Origin of the sequence: Mesorhizobium alhagi CCNWXJ12-2 (assembly GCF_000236565.1) — a bacterium.
GTDB classification, from domain to species: domain Bacteria; phylum Pseudomonadota; class Alphaproteobacteria; order Rhizobiales; family Rhizobiaceae; genus Allomesorhizobium; species Allomesorhizobium alhagi.
Window position 1 is genome coordinate 1 of record NZ_AHAM01000123.1, and the last position, 19660, is coordinate 19660.

17 protein-coding genes, 2 tRNA genes and 1 pseudogene are annotated in these 19660 nt (G+C 63.2%); 10 read left to right on the plus strand and 10 right to left on the minus strand.

The window, feature by feature from the left end; genetic code table 11:
• A pseudogene (locus MAXJ12_RS38840) lies at positions 1-135 on the plus strand (tyrosine--tRNA ligase); the annotation flags it as partial.
• A 195-nt stretch (positions 136-330) separates the two neighbouring features.
• Here the strand turns inward: MAXJ12_RS38840 and MAXJ12_RS14395 are convergent.
• Positions 331-3786: a YhdP family protein gene (locus MAXJ12_RS14395; RefSeq protein ID WP_008836631.1), complete on the minus strand. Its 3456-nt coding sequence runs from the start codon at positions 3784-3786 to the stop codon at positions 331-333.
• Positions 3787-3831: 45 nt separating this feature from the next.
• On the opposite strand from MAXJ12_RS14395, the gene MAXJ12_RS14400 reads away from it, so the two are divergent.
• Together MAXJ12_RS14400 and MAXJ12_RS14410 are read left to right on the plus strand one after the other, a co-directional pair.
• Entirely contained in the window at positions 3832-4299 is a 468-nt protein-coding gene (locus MAXJ12_RS14400) for a peroxiredoxin (protein WP_008836632.1), read from the plus strand.
• A gap of 481 nt (positions 4300-4780) precedes the next feature.
• Positions 4781-6055: a M23 family metallopeptidase gene (locus tag MAXJ12_RS14410; protein ID WP_008836633.1), complete on the plus strand. Its 1275-nt coding sequence runs from the start codon at positions 4781-4783 to the stop codon at positions 6053-6055.
• An 87-nt stretch (positions 6056-6142) separates the two neighbouring features.
• Here the strand turns inward: MAXJ12_RS14410 and MAXJ12_RS37660 are convergent, their stop codons facing one another.
• Positions 6143-6301 carry a hypothetical protein gene (locus MAXJ12_RS37660; RefSeq protein WP_008836634.1) on the minus strand — a complete coding sequence of 53 codons (159 nt, stop codon included), beginning with the start codon at positions 6299-6301 and terminating at the stop codon, positions 6143-6145.
• A gap of 166 nt (positions 6302-6467) precedes the next feature.
• Positions 6468-6543, minus strand: a tRNA-Val gene (locus tag MAXJ12_RS14415).
• Positions 6544-6759: 216 nt separating this feature from the next.
• Between MAXJ12_RS14415 and MAXJ12_RS14420 the strand changes: the two genes are divergently transcribed.
• A tRNA-Asp gene (locus tag MAXJ12_RS14420) sits at positions 6760-6836 on the plus strand.
• A 163-nt stretch (positions 6837-6999) separates the two neighbouring features.
• Here the strand turns inward: MAXJ12_RS14420 and MAXJ12_RS14425 are convergent.
• Positions 7000-7524 (minus strand): hypothetical protein, encoded by a 525-nt coding sequence (locus MAXJ12_RS14425; RefSeq protein ID WP_008836635.1) that lies wholly within the window; start codon positions 7522-7524, stop codon positions 7000-7002.
• A gap of 224 nt (positions 7525-7748) precedes the next feature.
• On the opposite strand from MAXJ12_RS14425, the gene MAXJ12_RS14430 reads away from it, so the two are divergent.
• Together MAXJ12_RS14430 and MAXJ12_RS14435 are read left to right on the plus strand one after the other, a co-directional pair.
• Positions 7749-7997, plus strand: coding sequence for a glycine zipper domain-containing protein (locus MAXJ12_RS14430; protein ID WP_040586321.1), 249 nt, complete (start codon positions 7749-7751; stop codon positions 7995-7997).
• A gap of 330 nt (positions 7998-8327) precedes the next feature.
• A complete protein-coding gene (locus MAXJ12_RS14435; protein ID WP_008836637.1) occupies positions 8328-8567 on the plus strand; it encodes a hypothetical protein in 240 nt (79 codons plus the stop codon).
• Positions 8568-8642: 75 nt separating this feature from the next.
• On the opposite strand, the gene MAXJ12_RS14440 is transcribed toward MAXJ12_RS14435, so the two are convergent.
• Both MAXJ12_RS14440 and lon read right to left on the minus strand, forming a co-directional pair.
• Positions 8643-8915 carry an HU family DNA-binding protein gene (locus MAXJ12_RS14440; protein WP_008836638.1) on the minus strand — a complete coding sequence of 91 codons (273 nt, stop codon included), beginning with the start codon at positions 8913-8915 and terminating at the stop codon, positions 8643-8645.
• A 197-nt stretch (positions 8916-9112) separates the two neighbouring features.
• A complete protein-coding gene (gene lon, locus MAXJ12_RS14445; protein ID WP_008836639.1) occupies positions 9113-11527 on the minus strand; it encodes an endopeptidase La in 2415 nt (804 codons plus the stop codon).
• 28 nt (positions 11528-11555) lie between these two features.
• On the opposite strand from lon, the gene MAXJ12_RS36780 reads away from it, so the two are divergent.
• Positions 11556-11855 (plus strand): hypothetical protein, encoded by a 300-nt coding sequence (locus MAXJ12_RS36780; protein ID WP_139043899.1) that lies wholly within the window; start codon positions 11556-11558, stop codon positions 11853-11855.
• Positions 11828-13141, plus strand: a complete 1314-nt coding sequence (locus tag MAXJ12_RS14450; protein ID WP_008836640.1) for a DUF1513 domain-containing protein — start codon at positions 11828-11830, stop codon at positions 13139-13141. The genes MAXJ12_RS36780 and MAXJ12_RS14450 overlap by 28 nt, the downstream gene beginning before the upstream one ends.
• A 362-nt stretch (positions 13142-13503) precedes the next feature.
• Here MAXJ12_RS14450 and clpX read toward each other — a convergent pair whose 3' ends face one another.
• Positions 13504-14772 carry an ATP-dependent Clp protease ATP-binding subunit ClpX gene (gene clpX, locus MAXJ12_RS14455; RefSeq protein ID WP_008836641.1) on the minus strand — a complete coding sequence of 423 codons (1269 nt, stop codon included), beginning with the start codon at positions 14770-14772 and terminating at the stop codon, positions 13504-13506.
• 290 nt (positions 14773-15062) lie between these two features.
• On the minus strand, positions 15063-15695 hold the full coding sequence (locus tag MAXJ12_RS14460; RefSeq protein ID WP_008836642.1) for an ATP-dependent Clp protease proteolytic subunit: 633 nt from the start codon (positions 15693-15695) through the stop codon (positions 15063-15065).
• Between the two features lie 281 nt (positions 15696-15976).
• On the opposite strand from MAXJ12_RS14460, the gene MAXJ12_RS14465 reads away from it, so the two are divergent.
• Positions 15977-16351: a hypothetical protein gene (locus MAXJ12_RS14465; RefSeq protein ID WP_008836643.1), complete on the plus strand. Its 375-nt coding sequence runs from the start codon at positions 15977-15979 to the stop codon at positions 16349-16351.
• A gap of 52 nt (positions 16352-16403) precedes the next feature.
• Here the strand turns inward: MAXJ12_RS14465 and MAXJ12_RS14470 are convergent, their stop codons facing one another.
• Together MAXJ12_RS14470 and MAXJ12_RS14475 are read right to left on the minus strand one after the other, a co-directional pair.
• On the minus strand, positions 16404-17507 hold the full coding sequence (locus MAXJ12_RS14470; RefSeq protein ID WP_008836644.1) for an NAD(P)/FAD-dependent oxidoreductase: 1104 nt from the start codon (positions 17505-17507) through the stop codon (positions 16404-16406).
• Between the two features lie 44 nt (positions 17508-17551).
• Positions 17552-18298: a sulfite exporter TauE/SafE family protein gene (locus tag MAXJ12_RS14475; protein ID WP_008836645.1), complete on the minus strand. Its 747-nt coding sequence runs from the start codon at positions 18296-18298 to the stop codon at positions 17552-17554.
• Between the two features lie 98 nt (positions 18299-18396).
• Between MAXJ12_RS14475 and MAXJ12_RS14480 the strand changes: the two genes are divergently transcribed.
• Positions 18397-19653, plus strand: a complete 1257-nt coding sequence (locus tag MAXJ12_RS14480) for a cytochrome P450 (protein WP_008836646.1) — start codon at positions 18397-18399, stop codon at positions 19651-19653.
• The last annotated feature ends 7 nt before the right edge of the window (positions 19654-19660 follow it).

Below are 19660 nucleotides of genomic sequence, written 5' to 3' on the forward strand. Positions count from 1 at the left end.
GGCGGCGCCGTGCGCCTCAACGATCAGCCCGTCGCCGACGAGCGGCGCATGGTCACGCAAGCCGACCTCACCGCCGATGGCGTGGTCAAGCTGTCGCTCGGCAAGAAGAAGCACATCCTGGTGCGGCCGGTGTGAGAGGCTGCCTCCCCTTGCGGGCAGGCCGGTCGCATATGGAGCCCGTTTACAGCCACCGGGCTCACCTCCAAGCGCCCTCGTGGTTCGACAGGCTCACCATGAGGGCTACTGGACGACTTGGCAGTGCCAGGCGCAGATGACCAAAATCCCTCATGGTGAGCCTGTCGAACCACGAGGGATTTTGGGCTGCTACCCTCACTGATACTCAAAAATCGAACGAAAAATCCCAGGCGCGATGACCGATAGCGGGTTGATCTGGAGTTGCGGCGACTTGACCGGCCCTTCCAGCTTGTAGGTCACGCCGATCAGGCCGCGGTCGCGGCCGTTACCCAAAATCACGCCGAACAGCGGAATCTCGCCAAAAATGCGGTTCAGGCCATAGGCCGGCATGAAGGTGCCGGTCATGTTCATGCGGTCGTTCTTGTCGTAGAGCGTGCCCTGAAAGGTCGTTCCGATCATCGGACCGCGCAGCACGCCATTGTCGAGCTTCAGATAGCCGTTGCCCTTGTCGATCTGCGTGGCGCCACGCTCGAATTGCACCCGCGATGTGTCGATGTCCCTGCGTACGGCCTGGTTCAGGCTGCGGTCGCTGCCTGCCGGCGCGGTCGAGACGATCGAGGCGAGCTTGGGTTCGTTCACCACCCAGAAATTGGTCGCGTCGACGCGGCCCCGCATCGGCCCGTCGCCCTTGCCGGCCAGAGCGAGCCTGATCGCACCGCCTTCCATATGCTCGTAGATATTGAGGAACCGCAGGATGGCGCCGGCATCCGAAGACTGCATGTCGAGCTTCCGGCTGCCGCCCTCGGATGCGTTCTGGACCGTCACCTTGCCGCCGGCACTGGACACCGCGGAGACCTTCAGGCCATTGACCTTGGCGCCGGCGCCGCTGTAGTCGAGCTTTACATTGGACAGCCTCTCGCCATGAAAGCCGCCCAGGCTTTTCACGTCGAGCGCCAGCGATACCGGGACTGAACCGCCCGATTTCATCGCGCTCGCAGCGTCGGAGGTAAACTGCTTGATCAGCGAGCGCGCATCGAAGGATGCACCCTCGACCGCCACGGAATAACCCCTGCCGGTGCGTTCGACAGTCACGTCGACATTGTCGCCGCGGTTCAGCTGCACCCTGTCGAAATCGGCTTTCGCCAGTCCGCCATTGGCCAGCGTCACCGCGCCCTCGATGGCGAAGGATTTGCCCGAAAGCGAGAAATCCGAAAGCGTGGTGGTGTCGCCCTCCTTGGCAAGCGTGAAGCTCGCCTCGGCCGCGACGCCCGGCCCCTTGCTCCAGCCGGCCCAGGGAATGTCCAGCCTGGCCTTCGTCAAATCGGCCTTGACCTGTTGCGTCGCGCCATGCCCGTCGAGTTCGACGCGCATCGGGCCCGAAACCATCAGCGACAATCCCGGCGCCAGTGCGTCGCGCGCTTTGTCGTCGAGGATGAGGGCTATCTCGCGCTGGCGTTCGGGGCCCGCAGGCCGGAGCGGCTCCACCAGCTCGATCTCCGCCTCGGCTCCGTTGAGCTTGCCCTTGGCGGATATGACCGCCTTGTGCGGATCGACGGTGATCGTGCCGTCGGCATCGCTCAGGGTTTGGCCATTGAACGGCTTGGCCACGGCAAGATCGGTATAGTTCAGCTTCACCAGCCAATCGAGCGTGCTGCGGTCGATGCCCTTGTGCAGCGGAATGTCGGCCTTCACATTTCCCGAAACCTGCCCGGAAAAATCGCCGGGCTTCAGGTCGATGAAGCGCATCCCGTTGATCGGCTCGTAGGAGGCGAGTTCGGTCACGGCAGCCGCGTCTCCGGTCACGTCGATATCGAGCGCGCCGATCACCGGCTTGCGGTTGGCCTCTTTGATCGCGAGCGTTCCGTTGCTTGCGGCGACGCTGCGGCCGCTCGGCATATAGACCGTCCCCGATGAAAGCGCGATGTCGATATCGTGGCCGGCGAATTCGACCACGCCATTGGCGTCGCGGACCGGCGGTATCAGCCCGGCCGTGTCGAACCGCGTGCCGTCGACCTGGAAACGGCCCGAAACCTCCTCCTGCGACAGCGGCACGCCGTTGCCGAGCCGGCCGGGCAGCACGCGAAGCTGCATGCGGCCGTCGGGCACGCGCCCGCCAAAAACATGATCCAGCACCCACAGCCGCGCCTTGTCGGCTGCAAACCACGGCCAAAGCTGCTTCACATGCGAAACCTGCATGTCGCTCACCGTGAACGCCAGCGCGAAGCCGGGCGCCTTGCCCGGCACGAAATCGAGCGAGGCCGAGCCGAGCGCCTCGCCGGGGCCGCTCTGGATCGCTACTTCTTCCGCGACCAGCCGGTTGCTGCCCGGAGTATAGACGCCGCTGATGCCGGTCCTGAAGTCGAGCGCCGGCTCCGGCGAATCGCCGGGCGCGAGCGTGGCGCTGCTGCTTACGAGCTCGAACCGGTAGGCCGGCTCCTCGCCGGCTTCGTCGCCCTGCGGTTTCGGTCCGACCGCGCCGTTGAATTCGAAACTGTTGCGTTCGCTGGCGACGTGAAGCCGGTCGATCTCTATCTTGCCGGAGCCGGCGACGAGCGTGGCGGCGGCCGACGCGCTGCCGGCGAGAACGCCGCGTGCGCCGAGGTCAAGAGCCGATTCGTGCAGCGTCAGCGCAGCCTGGAGCCGGGCCGGCTCGGCGCCGATCCCTTCCTGTCCCGAAAGCCTGATGTCGATCGCACCGAGGCGGTTCACGCCTTCGCTGGCCCGTTCGCCGGGCGAAGAAGGTTCGGGTGCGGCGGCCGCCGATTGCAGTTCGAGCACGCTTATGCGCCGCGAAACCGGATCGCGCGCAGCCGAACCCTCCAGCGTCACGGCCCGGCCGTCGATCTCGGCTGCGGCGGAAAATGCCAGCTTGCCGGGGCCGGAAGCCGCAAGCGTCGCGCTGACGATCTTGACCACTCTTATCCTGCCGTCTTCCGGCAGCACGATCTCGACATTTTCCAGGTCGAGGCGGTCCGTCGCGACGGGACGCACCGCGTCGAGCGCGCGGTGGAGGCGGTCGAATGCCACCTCGATCAAGCGGTCGGGATCGATCAGGCCCGCCTCGTTGCGCAGCACATTCGTCCAGTCGACGCCGTCCTGTTCGGGCATCGCAGCCGCCATGATGCGGGCGTCCGAGATCGAGGCGCTGCCCAATTGCACGTTGCCGGAAAGCAGTGGCAGGAAACGCACGCCGAAGCGCATGATTCCGGCGTCCACCATCGGCGCGCCGTCCTCTCCCTTTTTCAGGCTGACATCGCGCACTTCCAGCGCCATCAGGCTCGAGCCGTCGAGCGACAGCCGCGCCGGGCCGACCGTTGCGTCGACATCCATGCCGGCAATGGCGCTGATCGCTTTCTCGGCCTCCAGGCGCAGCCGCTCCGAACCGAGGCCGGAGACGCCCGCGGCATATACAAGGCCGGCGATCAGTCCGAGCACGGTGACGACAATTGCGATGCCGGCAGTGCAGGTATTGGCCGTGCGGCGGATCAGGCTCGGCTTCGGCGGCCGGAGATCCTGTCCCTCAGCCGAAGGAAATGCGCCGAGGTCGGCGATTTCGTCGCGCCTGAAGCGAATCTTCTCGTGCTTCCGTAGTTCGTGATCCACACGATACCCTGCGTTGAATTCCGGCGTGGACGAATCCGCCGTCGGCATTATAACCCTGTCGGCTCGCGCATGACATCAAACAGGGACACGGACATGACCGAACTTTCTCCGGGACAGGACGCACCGCAATTCGAGCTGCCGCGCGATGGCGGCGGAACGCTGACGCTCTCGGCCCTGCGGGGCAAGGCGGTCGTCCTCTATTTCTATCCCAAGGACGACACCAGCGGCTGCACCGCCGAAGCGATTGACTTCTCGGCGCTCAAGGCGGATTTCGAGAAGGCTGGCGCGGTCGTCATCGGCATGTCGCCGGATAGCGCCAAGAAACATGACAAATTCAAGGCCAAGCACAGCCTTTCGGTCGATCTGGTCGCCGACGAGGAGCGAAAGGCGATCGAAGCTTACGGCGTCTGGGCCGAGAAGAGCATGTATGGCCGCAAATATATGGGCGTCGAGCGCACCACCTTCCTGATCGACAGAGACGGCAAGATCGCCAGGATCTGGCCGAAGGTGAAGGTGCCCGGCCACGCCGCGGAAGTGCTCGAGGCGGTGCGCGCGCTCTAAGAGTTTGTTTCGAAACTCGCTATGATGAGTCATATGACGATGTTTTCGAGAACCGGAGCGCAGCGGACATTCGGGTCCCTGAGCACCGGAAGCGCAGAAAACGCCGGCAGACGACCGCCAGAGTAGAGTTTCCAAACAGACTCTAGCCACTCGGAACCGTTTCTTTTTGCTCGCGTTTGCATCTGGAACGATCGAACGCGGGAGAAGTGCATGTTGCGCGCAGTACTGCTGTGGATGCTCGGCATTCCGATACCTATCATCATTCTGCTCTGGCTTTTCCTCGACTAGGTCCTCTCCGCCGAGGGATCGGCGGTTTTGACGACGGCCGTCTCATGGCAGCGACGGCAGCCCCGCCACCAAGGTGGCGGGGCTTTTATATCTGCAAAGCGCCCGCACGCGGCCCATCCCACGCCGCCGGGCAAAGCTTTGTTAACCCTAATAATGTGTAATCGCCGCATTAAAGGGCTGGGGTTGGGAAGTCGTGAAAAAATCCGGTCAGGCAGCGGTTTTCGGCAGGCGCAAGGAGCCGCACACGATCATCATCGCGCGCGGCGACGAGATCAGGCACTTCACCGTCCGTCCCTGGATCGCGGCCTTTCTCGGCTCCGCGGCCGCGGCGGTCGCCATCGGCTACCTGCTCGCCACATCCTATCTCGTGCTTCGCGACGATCTTATCGGCGCGGCCACCGCCCGCCAGGCGCGCATGCAGCAGGCCTATGAGGATCGCATCTCGGCCCTGCGCGCGCAGGTCGACCGCATCACCAGCCGCCAGCTGCTCGACCAGCAATTGATGGAAACCAAGGTCAGCGAGCTTCTCCACCGCCAGTCGCAGCTAACCCAGCGCCACGGCCGCCTGGAGCCCATTCTGGGCCGCGCCACCGCCGCCCCGCAACTGCCTGCCACGGTTCCGGCGCCCGCCGCCAAACCCGAGATCCGTGCCGGCCTGACAGCGGCGGAGAACCCCTTCGAACTCGCCGGCATGGTCCCGGCCGCCGCCGCGAAGCCCTTCTCTTTCTGGTCCACCCGCAACGCCTCGCGGCCCGACGACACCTCCGCCGACCAGGCCGACCGGCTGTTCATCGCCATCAACCAGTCGCTGCGCTCGATCGAGACCGAGCAGCTCGCCCGCATCACCACGCTCGCCGACAGCGCCTACCAGACCGCGGATGCGATCTCCGACGCGCTGGAATCGGCCGGGCTGCCGGTCGACGGCGATTTCGGCAAGGACGGCGTCGGCGGACCGCTGGTCGCGGTCGGCAATCCGATCGGCTTCGAGACCAGGGTTCAGGAACTCGACGAGGCGCTCGACCTGCTCGACCGCATGAAGAAGGAAGCCCAGCGCCTGCCCATCGCCAATCCCGCGCCGGGCCGCGCCATCTCCAGCACGTTCGGCGTGCGCAAGGATCCCCTGCTCGGCACGCCTGCGCATCATTCGGGCATGGATTTTCGCGCCCCGGTCGGCGCGCCGGCCCGGGCAAGCGCCGCCGGCACCGTCGTCAAGGCCGGCTGGAACGGCGGCTACGGCCGCATGGTCGAGATCGAGCACAGCGGCGGCTTCACCACGCGCTACGCGCATCTGAGCAAGATCGGCGTCAAGGAAGGCCAGGCGGTCAGCCGCGGCCAGGAGATCGGCAAGGTCGGCAGCAGCGGCCGCTCGACCGGCCCGCATCTTCATTACGAGATCCGCCGCGACGGCGAGGCGATCGACCCGCTGCGTTTCCTGAAAGCCGGCAAGAAGGTCAGCAGCTACCTCTGACCGGCGAGCCGCCGTCCAAGTCCAAGGATCGCCCCGGCTGGTTGAGCCTGCCGCTCCCCGTTGAGCTGCCGGCGCTTGCGCGCCGGTTCATTGTCCGGGCAGTGGCGGGAGCGCTATGCCGTAGCAATAGCCGGCATCCTCCATCCTGGGGTTGCATGGCTTGCCGGTCATTTGCGCCGAAGGCGACTGGCAACCGGAAATGGCGACTGCGGCGGTGAGAAGCGTCCAGACAAGCACGCGTGGCATATTTTGCTGCTCCCTCGATAGCAGCCAATTCGTACCATGTGCGGAGACATCTTTACAGCCTTCCTGAAACCGGGGATTGAGCAAGATGCCGTGAACCGCTGTCGGCACGGAGCGCATGCAGTGCGCTGCCGGCAAGCTGTGCGGGTGCAGAACATGATGAAGAAAATGGTGGGCGATGACGGGCTCGAACCGCCGACATCTTCGGTGTAAACGAAGCGCTCTACCAACTGAGCTAATCGCCCGACGCGTGGCGGACGTTTAAGCGGTTCGCCCTGTCTCCGCAAGGGTCAAATCGCGCCGCAGCCGACTGCGGGCCGGGCGATGCCGCGGCGTTTTGGCCGGCTCCGCAAAAGGCGTCATCCAATCCCTTTATTGAGCCGTCGCACCGCTTGACAGGCCATGCCGAACCCCTTAATCCCACGCCCAACGACGCCGCACATCTGTTGCAGCGTCAGTGCGCGGGTGTAGCTCAGTCGGTTAGAGTGCCGGCCTGTCACGCCGGAGGTCGCGGGTTCGAGCCCCGTCACTCGCGCCATCTATTCAATCACTTAATCCAGGTGGTTCATGAAAGCTCCGAACGGCTCGCCGGCCGTCCGGAGCTTTCATCACTATGCGAACCGAAATAACCCTCGGTCGGAGTTGGCCGAGGACTTCAACGCGTTCAGCCGGAACTCCGCGCAGTTCCAATGGGTCAGGCTCTACGCCGTCGACGCGTCAAACCCGCTTCTTTCTTGCGCGTTCCAGAACCACAGCCCGAGCACCGAGCCGAAGAAGAAGGTGTGGGCGATGAACTGCACCACCGGATTTGCATCCAGGAACCACGGGAATGTCGTCGGAGCGATCACGTAGAAATTCACGAGCCACAAGGCCAACCCGTAAATCCAGCCGAGGCCGATCACGGCGGCTGGCCCTCGCAGCATTGTCGCGACCGCCCCGAATATGAGCCCGTATATGATGGCGAGCACCATGTGCACGACAACGCCGGCGAATCCTGCTGTCCAAAGCGAGTAGCCGGGGTCAAGGGCCTCCGGACCAAGAGCGATAGCGCCGATCATGCGCAGCGGCATGAAGAACGCGCCGGCTCCCATCATGAACGCGCTCGCCAGCATTTCGAAAACGGCAAATACGAGACCTGCGACGATGCCCGCTACCAAACCCTGCTGGAAACCCCATTTGATGTCGCCTTGCGTCACGGGCGTGTGGATATATTCACGGTAAGCCATGGCAATGCCTCCTTCTGTTGGAGTGCAAGTTCGGCAAACAGGGAACGCAGCGGCATATCGGCTGTTCCAGTGCCTCAGTCGGTTTCACGGTGATTTGAACACGGTTCAGGCGGCCCGGATCCGCCTCTGCGGCTCCACCCGAGTGCCGCCGCGAGCGCCCGCCGGAACAATTGGCCTCGCAGCGGGTTTGGTGGGCTGTTCAGACCCAGAGAGGGAATGCCAAAATGCGTAATATGTTGATTGCCGTGGCCGCGATGGCCGCTTTGACCGCGTGCAGCGCAACGGAAAGGGGCGCCGTGGTGGGCGGGGCCACCGGCGCAATAATTGGCGGCGCCGCGACCGGCGATGCCGGCGGAGCGGTGGTGGGCGGCGGTGTCGGCGCGGTTGCCGGCGCGCTGATCGGCAACGCCAGCGAACCTGGCAAATGCTACTACCGCGACCGCTACGGCCGCCGCTTCATCGCCGATTGCTGAGCTTAGACAGGCGCGGCGGTCAGCCCGGACCGGACGACTGCTCCGTTCCCTTGCGGCGCGCCGCAGGGCACGCGGCCGGCCGCTACGTCTGGCGGGCGGATCAGGACCGGCCCGGCCTCTTGGAGCTATATGTCCAAGGGGTCGCCGCCGACTAACTCCGCTGAATGCATCAACTGTACTCGGCGTGAGTTGGAAAGGCAGCAGGATGAAAACGTCCCGGCCTCGGGAATAGAAACGTCGCAAATGCCGTTTATTTCAGGCGGGCCGGCCTTCAGCGTATCATGGTGGCTGGTCTCGCATTGCATTCGCAACCCCGCAGGGAGGACTAAGATGCTACGCTCCATTTCGCTCGCTATTCTGCTGACGATCGCGCCGGCGAGCGCGTTCGCCAATTCCTGTCCGACGCAAATGGCCGCAATCGACGCGGCCCTGCCGACCGCCTCTCTTTCGGAAGCCGACATGGCCAAGGTCAAGGAATTGCGCCAGCAGGGCGAAGACCTGCACAATTCCGGCGACCATGCCGGTTCGGAGGCAGTGCTCGGCGAAGCCAAGCAAATCCTCGGTATCTAACCGACGATGCTAGCTGCCAAAAAAGAAAAGCCGGGCGAGCCCGGCTTTTCTGACTGCAAACTTTGCGCGATCAAATCAGTTGACGGCGTCCTTGAGGCCCTTGCCTGCCGAGAATTTCGGCACGGTGCGGGCGGGGATCTTCACTTCGGCGCCGGTCTGCGGATTGCGGCCTGTCGAAGCGGCGCGTTGTGACACGGTGAAATTTCCGAAACCAACGAGACGGACATCGCCGCCCTTCTTGAGTTCGCCGGTGATCACGGAAAACACCGCTTCAACGGCGGACTGCGCATCGCCCTTGGAAAGATTTGCCGACTCGGCGACCGCAGACACTAGTTCGTTCTTGTTCATAAAAATTTCCTTCCATGAGAAAACCGGGACAAACGACTCGACCGGCAGGAAACGGACTGTAGAAAGAACTGTTCCTCCAACCAAGCGGGAATATCACCGAAATTCAAGAAAAAGCGCGGAATTCCGGGGTTTTTCACACGAAAAAGCCGGGCGCGAGGCCCGGCTTTCAGGTTGCAGTGCACAATCGGCGGTTTTAGCTAGTGTGCGAAGGCCTTTCCGGCGTCATCGACAGGCTCCGGCGGCGTCGCCACCGGACCGGTAGGCTCGGTCCATTCGATCGGTTCCGGCATCCGGACCAGCGCGTGGCGCAGCACTTCGCCGACCCGCGAGACCGGGATGATCTCCATCCCGCTCTTCACATTGTCGGGTATCTCGGCCAGATCCTTGGCGTTCTCCTCGGGGATCAGCACCTTCTTGATGCCGCCCCTGAGGGCAGCGAGGAGCTTCTCCTTGAGGCCGCCGATCGGCAGCACCCGGCCGCGAAGCGTGATCTCGCCTGTCATCGCCACATCGGCCCGGACCGGAATGCCGGTCAGGATCGAGACGATCGAGGTCGCCATGGCGACGCCCGCCGACGGACCATCCTTGGGCGTAGCGCCTTCCGGCACGTGCACATGGATGTCGCGCTTGTCGAACAGAGGCGGCTCGACGCCGAAATCGATAGCTCTCGAGCGGACATAGGATGCCGCGGCGGAGATCGATTCCTTCATCACCTCCTTGAGGTTGCCGGTGACCGTCATCTTGCCCTTGCCGGGCATCATGACACCTTCGATGGTCAGCAGCTCGCCGCCCACTTCAGTCCAGGCCAGCCCGGTGACGACGCCGACCTGGTCGTCGGCCTCGACCTGGCCGAAGCGGAAGCGCGGCACGCCGAGATAGTCGGAGAGGTTGTCGGCGGTGATCTCAACCGACTCCTTCTTCGTCTTGATGATCTCGGTCACCGCCTTGCGCCCGAGCTTCATCAGCTCGCGCTCCAGGCTGCGCACGCCCGCCTCGCGGGTGTAGGTCTGGATGATGCCGCGTATGGCGTCGTCGCCGACGGAGAACTCCTTCGGCTGCAGCGCATGATCGCGGACCACTTTGGGCATCAGGTGCCGCTTGGCGATCTCGACCTTCTCGTCCTCGGTGTAGCCGGCGATACGGATGATCTCCATGCGGTCCATCAGGGGCGCAGGGATATTCAGCGTATTGGCCGTCGTCACGAACATCACGCTCGACAGGTCGTATTCGACCTCGAGATAGTGGTCCATGAACGTCGAGTTCTGTTCCGGATCGAGCACCTCGAGCAGCGCCGACGACGGATCGCCGCGGAAGTCCTGGCCCATCTTGTCGATCTCGTCGAGCAGGAAGAGCGGGTTGGACTTCTTTGCCTTCTTCATCGACTGGATGACCTTGCCTGGCATCGAGCCGATATAGGTGCGGCGGTGTCCGCGGATCTCGGCCTCGTCACGCACGCCGCCGAGCGCCATGCGGATGAACTCGCGGCCGGTCGCCTTGGCGATCGACTTGCCGAGCGAAGTCTTGCCGACGCCGGGAGGGCCGACGAGGCACAGGATCGGGCCTTTCAGCTTCTTCTGGCGGCTCTGCACGGCGAGGTACTCGACGATACGGTCCTTGACCCTGTCGAGGCCGAAATGATCGGTATCGAGCACTTCCTGGGCAAAGCCGAGATCCTGCTTGACCTTGGAGTGCTTGCTCCAGGGCAGCGACAGCAGCCAGTCGAGATAGTTGCGCACGACCGTCGATTCCGCCGACATCGGCGACATCGAACGCAGCTTCTTCAGTTCGGCATCCGCCTTTTCGCGGGCCTCCTTGGAGAGCTTGGTCTTCTTGATGCGCGCCTCGATCTCGGCGGCCTCGTCGCGGCCGTCCTCGCCTTCGCCGAGCTCCTTCTGGATCGCCTTCATCTGCTCGTTGAGGTAGTACTCGCGCTGCGTCTTCTCCATCTGGCGCTTGACGCGCGAGCGGATGCGCTTTTCCACCTGCAGCACGGAGATCTCGGCTTCCATGAAGCCCATGGCCTTCTCGAGCCGCTCGCGAACGGAGAGCGTGCCGAGCATTTCCTGCTTTTCGGTGATCTTGATCGCAAGGTGCGAGGCGACCGTATCGGCGAGCTTGGAATAGTCGTCGATCTGGCTTGCCGCACCAACCACTTCGGGTGAGATCTTCTTGTTCAGCTTGACGTAGTTCTCGAAGTCGGAAACCACCGAGCGGGCAAGCGCCTCGACCTCGACCTCTTCCTCTTCGGGCTCGGCAAGCACGACGGCTTTCGCCTCGTGAAAGTCCGCACGTTCGGTGAACGACGCGATCTGCGCGCGCGCAGTGCCCTCGACCAGCACCTTGACGGTGCCGTCTGGCAGCTTCAGCAGCTGCAGCACATTGGCGAGCGTGCCGATGTCGTAGATCGCATCGGCTTCGGGATCGTCATCGGCGGCGTTCATCTGGGTCGCGAGAAGGATCTGCTTCTCGCCGCCCATCACGTCTTCCAGCGCCTTGATCGATTTTTCACGCCCCACGAAGAGCGGGACGATCATATGCGGAAACACAACAATGTCGCGCAGTGGGAGGACTGCGTAGACACCGCTGCCGGAAGATCGGGTTATTTTGGCCATTGTCCAACCTTTCATGTCGCGGCCGCGCATGGCCAACCGCGAATCTCATATTAACGGCCGCGAACCGATCCGCCTATATGCCGAATGGCTACGGAAAGTTCAGCACGGAATTCAGCCCCGGCCCGATAATTGGTTAGTTGGCGTCCAGCCGGCCAAAGATCAAGAGCGAACAGGAATCCGTGCACCAGCCTTGCAATTTTACCGCCCTTGTTTTCATGCTATCGACACGCCCTATGTGTGGGAATTAGGGCGAATTCATTCGCATATTTTGAATTCATTCGCATATTCGGGAAAGACGCCATGGCAGTTGACCGTCGCAGCATTCTGACCGGCGGCGCCCTGCTCGCGCTGGCCGGCGCGGCGACAACCGCCGGACCTTCGGAAGCCTCGGCTCAGGCTAAAGTCAAATCCGTCCCGAAGGAGTTGAAGAAGACCGCTGTCTACGTGCCCGGATATTTCCCGGATCACGCCTTCGCCAACGGCAAGCCGCTTGCCAGCAACCGGCGCTTCAACCGCGCCATCAGGGGCCAGGCGGTCTACAAGATGCTGACGCGGGTCGGATTCGACGGCTCGATAAGACAGACGCTGCTGCCCGTCGCCGCACACGACGTCGAGGTCGCGCCGGACCGCTCGATCGGCGTTCTCTGCTCTATGGACGGCGAGCAGCACACGGCTTTCGACCCGGAAACGCTGGAGCTTGCGGCCATCGGCCCTTCCCTCGGCGACGGCTGGCATGGCGGCGGCCATGCCGTCTATCTCGACGGCGGCAAGACGGTGATCCTCTCCGAGCGTGCGCCTTCGCTGCCCTACCAGGGCAAGCTCGAAAGACATTATGGACGGCTTACGGTGCGCGATCCCAAGACGCTGCAAATCACCGAGGCCTATTCGACGCACGGCATCGATCCGCACGACATCAGGCTGACGGCCGACGGCAAATACATCGTCGCGGCAAATTATGGCTCGACGATCTCTGCCAAGACCGGAAAATTCACCATCCCGCGCGGCGTCGTGCAGGCGTCAATCACGGTGGTGGAAGTATCGAGCGGCAAGCTGGTCGACAAGCGCATCACCGGCCGGGACGAGACGGAGTTGCGCCACCTTGCGGCCGGACGGCTGGACCGCATCTTCGCCATCCAGGCACGCTATGGCAGCGACCGCGACGACGCACGCCAGCTCAGGGACGAAGACGTCGCCTACGAGGCCGACGTCACGACGGACCCCGGCTACAACTACATGTCGGCAGCCACGCTGAAATACGACGCCTCCCGCAACCGGCTCACCAGGATGGGCGACGCGAAGTGGACGAAGCTCATGCGGCACGGCCTGTCGATCCGCTACGACGAGCGCCATGACGAGGCGATCGCGACCTACCCAACCACGCATCGCGTCATGGTATTCGACGGTGCGACGGGAGCCGTGTCGAACAGCCTCGACACGCGCACGGTCGGCCTGCGCTATCCAGCCGGCGCGACCTTTCTGCCGGACGGCAAGCACTACGCAATCACCGGCCATTGGGAGAACATGTTCGTGTTCGAGCGCGGCACCCACCGTCTCGTCCGCGAACTTTGCCTCTACCCCGTGTTCTTCGGTCATAGCCATATTACGGCGGCTTGACAGCGCCACTTACCCTCCCCTTGCGGCATGGGAATCGCATGTGATTGGAATGGGACGCCGACGACCCCCTCCCCCTTGAGGGGGATAAAGGTGCGGGTGGTGAAGAATGCGCGGTTCTGGAAGCCTGCGGCTCCTGTTTGACAGGAATTCAGCTTAACCTGCGATCCGGAAGGCGTTGTGAACAAATTCCGGCGCCGACTGCCTCCCGTGTTCGCCAAGTAGTTGGAAAGGCTCACAAATTTCCGTGTCGTCCGGCGGCCCGCCGTCGTTTTTATCCCCCGCGAAGGGGTGGCCCTTTTTCGACGCACACAGCAAAACGGCGCCCGAAGGCGCCGCTGCAAACTGTCGCTTGTGCAGTAAAATCAGGCGCTTACGCCTTTCTTTTCCTTCTCGGCGTAGATGTAGAGCGGCCGGGCGCTGCCGGTAACGACCTCTTCCGAGATCACCACTTCCTGCACGCCTTCCAGCGCCGGAAGCTCGAACATGGTATCGAGCAAAATCGCTTCCATGATCGATCTCAAGCCCCGCGCGCCGGTCTTGCGCTCGATGGCGCGCTTGGCGATCGCCGAGAGCGCGTTCTCGTGGAAGGTCAGATCCACGTTCTCCATCTCGAACAGCCGCTGGTACTGCTTGACCAGCGCGTTCTTCGGCTCGGTCAGGATCTGGATCAGCGCCGGTTCGTCGAGATCCTCCAGCGTCGCCAGAACCGGCAAACGGCCAACGAATTCAGGGATTAAGCCGAATTTCAAGAGATCCTCGGGCTCGACCAGGCGGAAGACCTCGCCGCTGCGCCGGTCCTCCGGAGAAGCAACGGTGGCGGAGAATCCGATCGAGGTCTTGCGCCCGCGATCCGAGATGATCTTGTCCAGCCCTGCAAAGGCGCCGCCGCAGATGAACAATATGTTGGCGGTGTCGACCTGCAGGAACTCCTGCTGCGGATGCTTCCTGCCGCCCTGCGGCGGCACGGAGGCGACGGTGCCTTCCATGATCTTTAGTAGCGCCTGCTGCACGCCCTCGCCCGACACGTCGCGGGTGATCGAGGGATTGTCGGACTTGCGCGAAATCTTGTCGATCTCGTCGATATAGACGATGCCGCGCTGCGCCCGCTCGACATTGTAGTCGGCCGACTGCAACAGCTTCAGGATGATGTTCTCGACGTCCTCGCCGACATAGCCGGCTTCGGTCAGCGTCGTGGCGTCGGCCATGGTGAACGGCACGTCGATGATGCGGGCAAGCGTCTGCGCCAGCAGCGTCTTGCCGCAGCCGGTCGGGCCGATCAAAAGGATGTTGGACTTCGCCAGCTCGACATCGTTGTTCTTCGACGCATGCGCGAGCCGCTTGTAGTGATTGTGAACGGCGACCGACAGCACGCGCTTGGCGTAGGGCTGGCCTATCACATAATCGTCAAGGACCTTCAGTATCTCTTGCGGAGTGGGCACGCCTTCGCGTGACTTCACCATCGAGGTCTTGTTTTCCTCGCGGATGATGTCCATGCACAGCTCGACGCATTCGTCGCAGATGAATACGGTCGGGCCGGCGATAAGCTTGCGCACTTCGTGCTGGCTCTTGCCGCAGAATGAGCAGTAGAGCGTGTTCTTGGAGTCGCCGCCTCCGTTGCTGACCTTGCTCATCTTTTCCAAGTCCTTTCAGTGCAACCCGGCCGGTCCTCTGGCTGAGCGTCTCCATACCTAAATATCGCGGGAAGACGCCGCTGCCAACCTCTGGCGCCCCGCAATGCACGCTCTACGAACACAATTCAGAAAACGTGACGATGATTCGCCGCACCCAGCCTGAAAGCTAAGCCGCCGAAACTCAACATCGCCTTAACGTAGGTTGCCCTTCCCGCCGAAGGAACAACAAATTGTGTCCGAATTGCCGCAGGGCAATCAAAAACGCGCCATACTTTCCGTCGCTGGCGCGATCAGAGGGCAGGCGCGCCCTCGATCAGTTCGCGCGACGAGATCACTTTGTCGATCAGGCCGAAGTCCTTGGCCTCGTCAGCGGTCAGGAAATGATCGCGGTCGAGCGTCCGCTCGATCGTCTCGTAGTCCTTGCCCGTGTGCTTGACATAGACCTCGTTCAAACGGCGCTTCAGCTTGATGATGTCCTGCGCGTGGCGCTCGATGTCGGATGCCTGGCCGGAGAAGCCGCCTGACGGCTGATGCACCATGATGCGGGCGTTCGGCGTGGCGAAGCGCATATCCTTGTGGCCGGCGCAAAGCAGCAGCGAACCCATCGAGGCCGCCTGGCCGATGCACAGGGTCGACACCGCCGGCTTGATGAACTGCATGGTGTCGTAGATGGCCATGCCGCTGGTCACCACGCCGCCGGGCGAGTTGATGTAGAGCGAGATTTCCTTCTTCGGGTTCTCGGCCTCGAGGAACAGAAGCTGCGCACAGACCAGCGTCGCCATTCCGTCCTCGACCGGGCCGGTGATGAAGATGATGCGCTCCTTGAGGAGGCGCGAGAAGATGTCGTAGGCGCGCTCGCCGCGGTTCGTCTGCTCAACCACCATCGGCACGAGATTCATGGCGGTTTCGACTGGGTGCCTCATGGATTAGCCTTCTTTGTAGGGATATCCGCGCCTGCAGGCCGGAATCGATCTGAATTGTCCCCTCTTAAATAGGATGCTCGCTCCGCCTTGTGCAAGGGCGACCTGCCGGCAGGATGCTGGCGTCCCGAGACGTGGGGGTGGGCTGCCTGCAGCATAGCAGTTGCAGCCTTGGCACGATTTCCATTATCAGTTGCATTTCCCGATTTAAGTGCAATCATGTGACGCAGCTTCGTCTAATCTCTGGGGGCGCCTCCATGCCGCTGACATGTCGCCGCGTCGGAATGCTCCTGTCGATCATCGGGGCGCTCGGTTCCTCCACAATGACTTCACAGGCGCAAGGCTGTAACGAGCAGTGGGTTCGCGAGGAACTGCAGGGCATGTCTCCTGCAACATCCGGTCCGGCTTGCATTGAGGATTTTCCAGCCTCGCGCACCGTTTGCAGCCCAGACGGCCAGAAGATCAGGAACACCGCGCTGAACGTCAAAGAAAGCAAGAACGGCATGCTGGGTCACAGCAGCGCCGAAATTCAGTCGAATGAAACTTGCGCAAAATTCACCATCGGCGTCCGGACGTACAATCACACCGGCAGCTATCCGGGCTATCTCTGCTCGCCGGGATTTCTCAAGGTCTCGGTGGCGGTATCATTCTGCAAGTGAGTCCATGTGCTGGTTCCAGGCTGCCGCACTCGCCAGATAACCGCGTGCCGGCCTATGCCGTCTCCGCCCGCAGCCAACGCTTCAATCCGTCTGTGTCGCCGTCGCCGACCGCCTGCGCCACCCGCCGCCCGACCGCCGCGCCGAATTTGTAGCCGTGGCCGGAGCAGGCCGAGACGACCAGGCATTTGCCGCTCTCGACCGCCAGAAAGCGCTCGTCGGCGGTGAAGGTGTAGGCGCAGGTGACCACTTCTGTCACCCTGTACTCGCCGATGCGGGCGATCGGCGGCCGAAAAAGATCGCGGATCGCCTCGCCCTCGCCTTCGACGGGAAAACGGTTCCAGTCAGCGTCGCTGGTCGGAACCTTGTGCAGGCCGGAGCCGAACTTCATGCCGGCTCCACCGGAGGGCGGCACGATGTAGCCGTCGGTCTCACCGCCGACATCGAGGATGACGGGCGCGGCCTCCCAGGCCGCTTTCAGGTCTGCGGGCGGCTCGACATAGGCGAGCGCGGTCCGGTAGGTCTTGAGATCACCGCCGAGCCGAGGAAACAGCTTGAGCACCCACGCTCCGGCCGCGACGACGACCTTGTCCGCTCGCATCATTCCGCCAGATTCGAACGTGATCTCGCCCAGATCCTCATCGATCTCGACTACCTTGCTGTTTTCGTAGACGTTGACGCCATTGTTGCGCAGCCAGTTAGCCAGCCCCGCCGCGATCTTGCGGCAATGCAGCGCGCCGCCTTCCGGCGAGAAGAAGGCGTAGCGAAATGTCCCCGGCTCGAGAAACGGCCAGCGCGCCGCGGCTTCGCCGGCGTCAAACATTTCGAGCGGGTAGCCGCCCGCAACCAGCCCGTCGCGGAACTGCTCGGCCTCATCGCCCGCTTCGCGCGAAACGCAGACGAAACCGCGCGCATCGAGATGGCTTTCGCCGAGATCCGCCCAAAGCTCGTCCCAGGCGTCATAAGCTTCGGTGATCATCCGGCCGTAGCCCGCTGATGCGCCATAGGCGCGGCGGATGATGCGGTGATGATCACCTGATGCGGCGAGCGGGTTGGGGATCGCGCGCTGTTCGATGATGCTGACGCCGTGGCCGGCCTTGGCCAGCGCCCAAGCCGTCGACAGGCCGGCGATGCCCGCGCCGACGATGATGATGTTCATGAAGCGGTCTCCAGACGGTCGAGCGACCCAGTTCTGCGGCAGCATCAGAAAAGGTCAATGATCGTATCGCGTTGTCCCCATATCATCACGGCGCCGCTCAGCGCCATGAAGCCGACGACGACGGCGCGGAAATCGCGCGCACGCATCTTGTGCAGCAGTCGCTTGGCGAGCCAGTTGGAGACGAGAGCCCCGAGCCCCGCCGCGATGCCGAACAGAAAGAGCCTGCCGGTCATCGCGCCGAAGGCCGTGTAGGTGCCGACCTGCACGAGATGCATTGGCAGCGACACCGCGGTCTTGGTGCCGACCATGCGTTCCTTTCCGACCCCGGCATTGAGGTAAAGGCTGTTCATCACCGGCCCCATCGTACCGATCAGGCCGGAGAGGAAACCAACAAGCAGTTCCGCCGGTAGGAACCACCAGGTGCGGACCTCGAACGTCCTCTCCTTCGCACCGAACCGATACTGCACGATGGTCGACACCAGGAACAGGCCGACGATTACCTGGAGCCATTCGGCGGGCGTGGTCGAAAAAAGCGTCGCGCCGAGCATGCCGCCGATCGCTCCACCCGGCAGTGCCCATCGGACGATGCGCCATTCGATGTCGCGCCAGAACACGAGTGCCCGTCCGCTGCCGGCGATCAGCGTTGTCATCGTGGTCACCGGCGCCACTGCCTGCGCGCCGGCAATGAAGCCGACCAGCGGCACCAGGAGCATCGCCCCGCCTCCTCCGCCGATTGTCGAGATTATCCAGGCGATGAAGCCGGAGGCCGCGAGGAGGAGATAGACGGTCATGCAGCGCCTAATGTGGTTTCCGGAGACGTAGCGCGCTCCCCCGACATTTCGAGCGAAGCATCTGGTGCTCCGACCGACGGTATTGATAGAAGTTCCACATGACCCCGAGTTCTGCTGCGCCGCCCTATCTAGACTTCGACCCCGCCGCGCGCCGGCTGAGGCTCGATCCGCACGAGCCGGGCTTCGTCCAGAACCCCTACGAGACCTATGCCTGGCTGCACAAAACCTCGCGCACCTTCTTCTGGGAGGATTACGGCTTCTGGTGTTTTGGCGGCTATGACGATGTCAGCAGGCTTTTGCGCGACCGCCGCTTCGGCCGCGAATTCCCGGGCGGCTACAGGGCCGGCGCCGCTGCGTCCGGCGAGCGGGGCCACCTTGCCGCATTCGACTCGGTAGAGGCCAACTCCATGCTGGAACTCGAGCCGCCGGTGCATACGCGGCTTCGGACGCTGGTCAACCGCGCCTTCGTCTCGCGCCAGGTCGAGCGGCTTCGGCCTCGCATCGAAAGCCTGGCAAACGAACTGGTCGACCGGTTTGAAGCAGACGGCCGGGTCGACCTGCTGCCGTCCTATGCCGCGCCGCTGCCGATCACCGTCATAGCCGAAATGCTCGGCGTGCCGGTCGAGATGGGGCCGCAGCTGCTCGACTGGTCGCACGACATGGTGGCCATGTACATGCACGGGCGTACCCGCAAGACCGAGGAGAATGCGAATGCAGCCGCCGCCGCCTTCTCGGATTTCCTGCGCTCCTACGTCGCCGAGCGCCGCAAGCACCCCGGCGACGATCTTTTGAGCCTGCTGATCTCGGCGCATGAGGACGGCCAGAAGCTGACGGAGGACGAGCTGGTGTCGTCGGCGATCCTGCTGCTCAACGCCGGCCACGAGGCGACGGTCCACCAGACCGGCAATGCCGTCAACGCGATCCTTGCGCAGAGCGGCGATGTCAGGCGCTTCTTCGCGACGCCGGAAGCAACGGCGGCAACCGTTGAAGAATGCCTGCGCTTCGATGCGCCGCTGCACATGTTCACGCGCTACGCCTATGGCGAGATCGAAGCGGGTGACGGCGTGACGGTGAAGCCCGGGGAAGAGGTCGGCCTGCTGCTCGCCTGCGCCAATCGCGATCCCCTCGCCTTTGCCGAACCGACGCGCTTCGATCCCGGCCGGCCGGACCAGAAGAACGCGTCCTTCGGCGCCGGCATTCATTTCTGCATCGGCGCGCCTCTGGCCAGGCTGGAATTGCAGGCGTCACTGAAAGTGCTGTTCGACCGTCTGCCGGGGATCAAGCTGGCGGAAGAACCGCGCTTCCGGGACACCTATCATTTTCACGGGCTGGAACAACTGAAGGTGAGGTTCTGACGCTCGG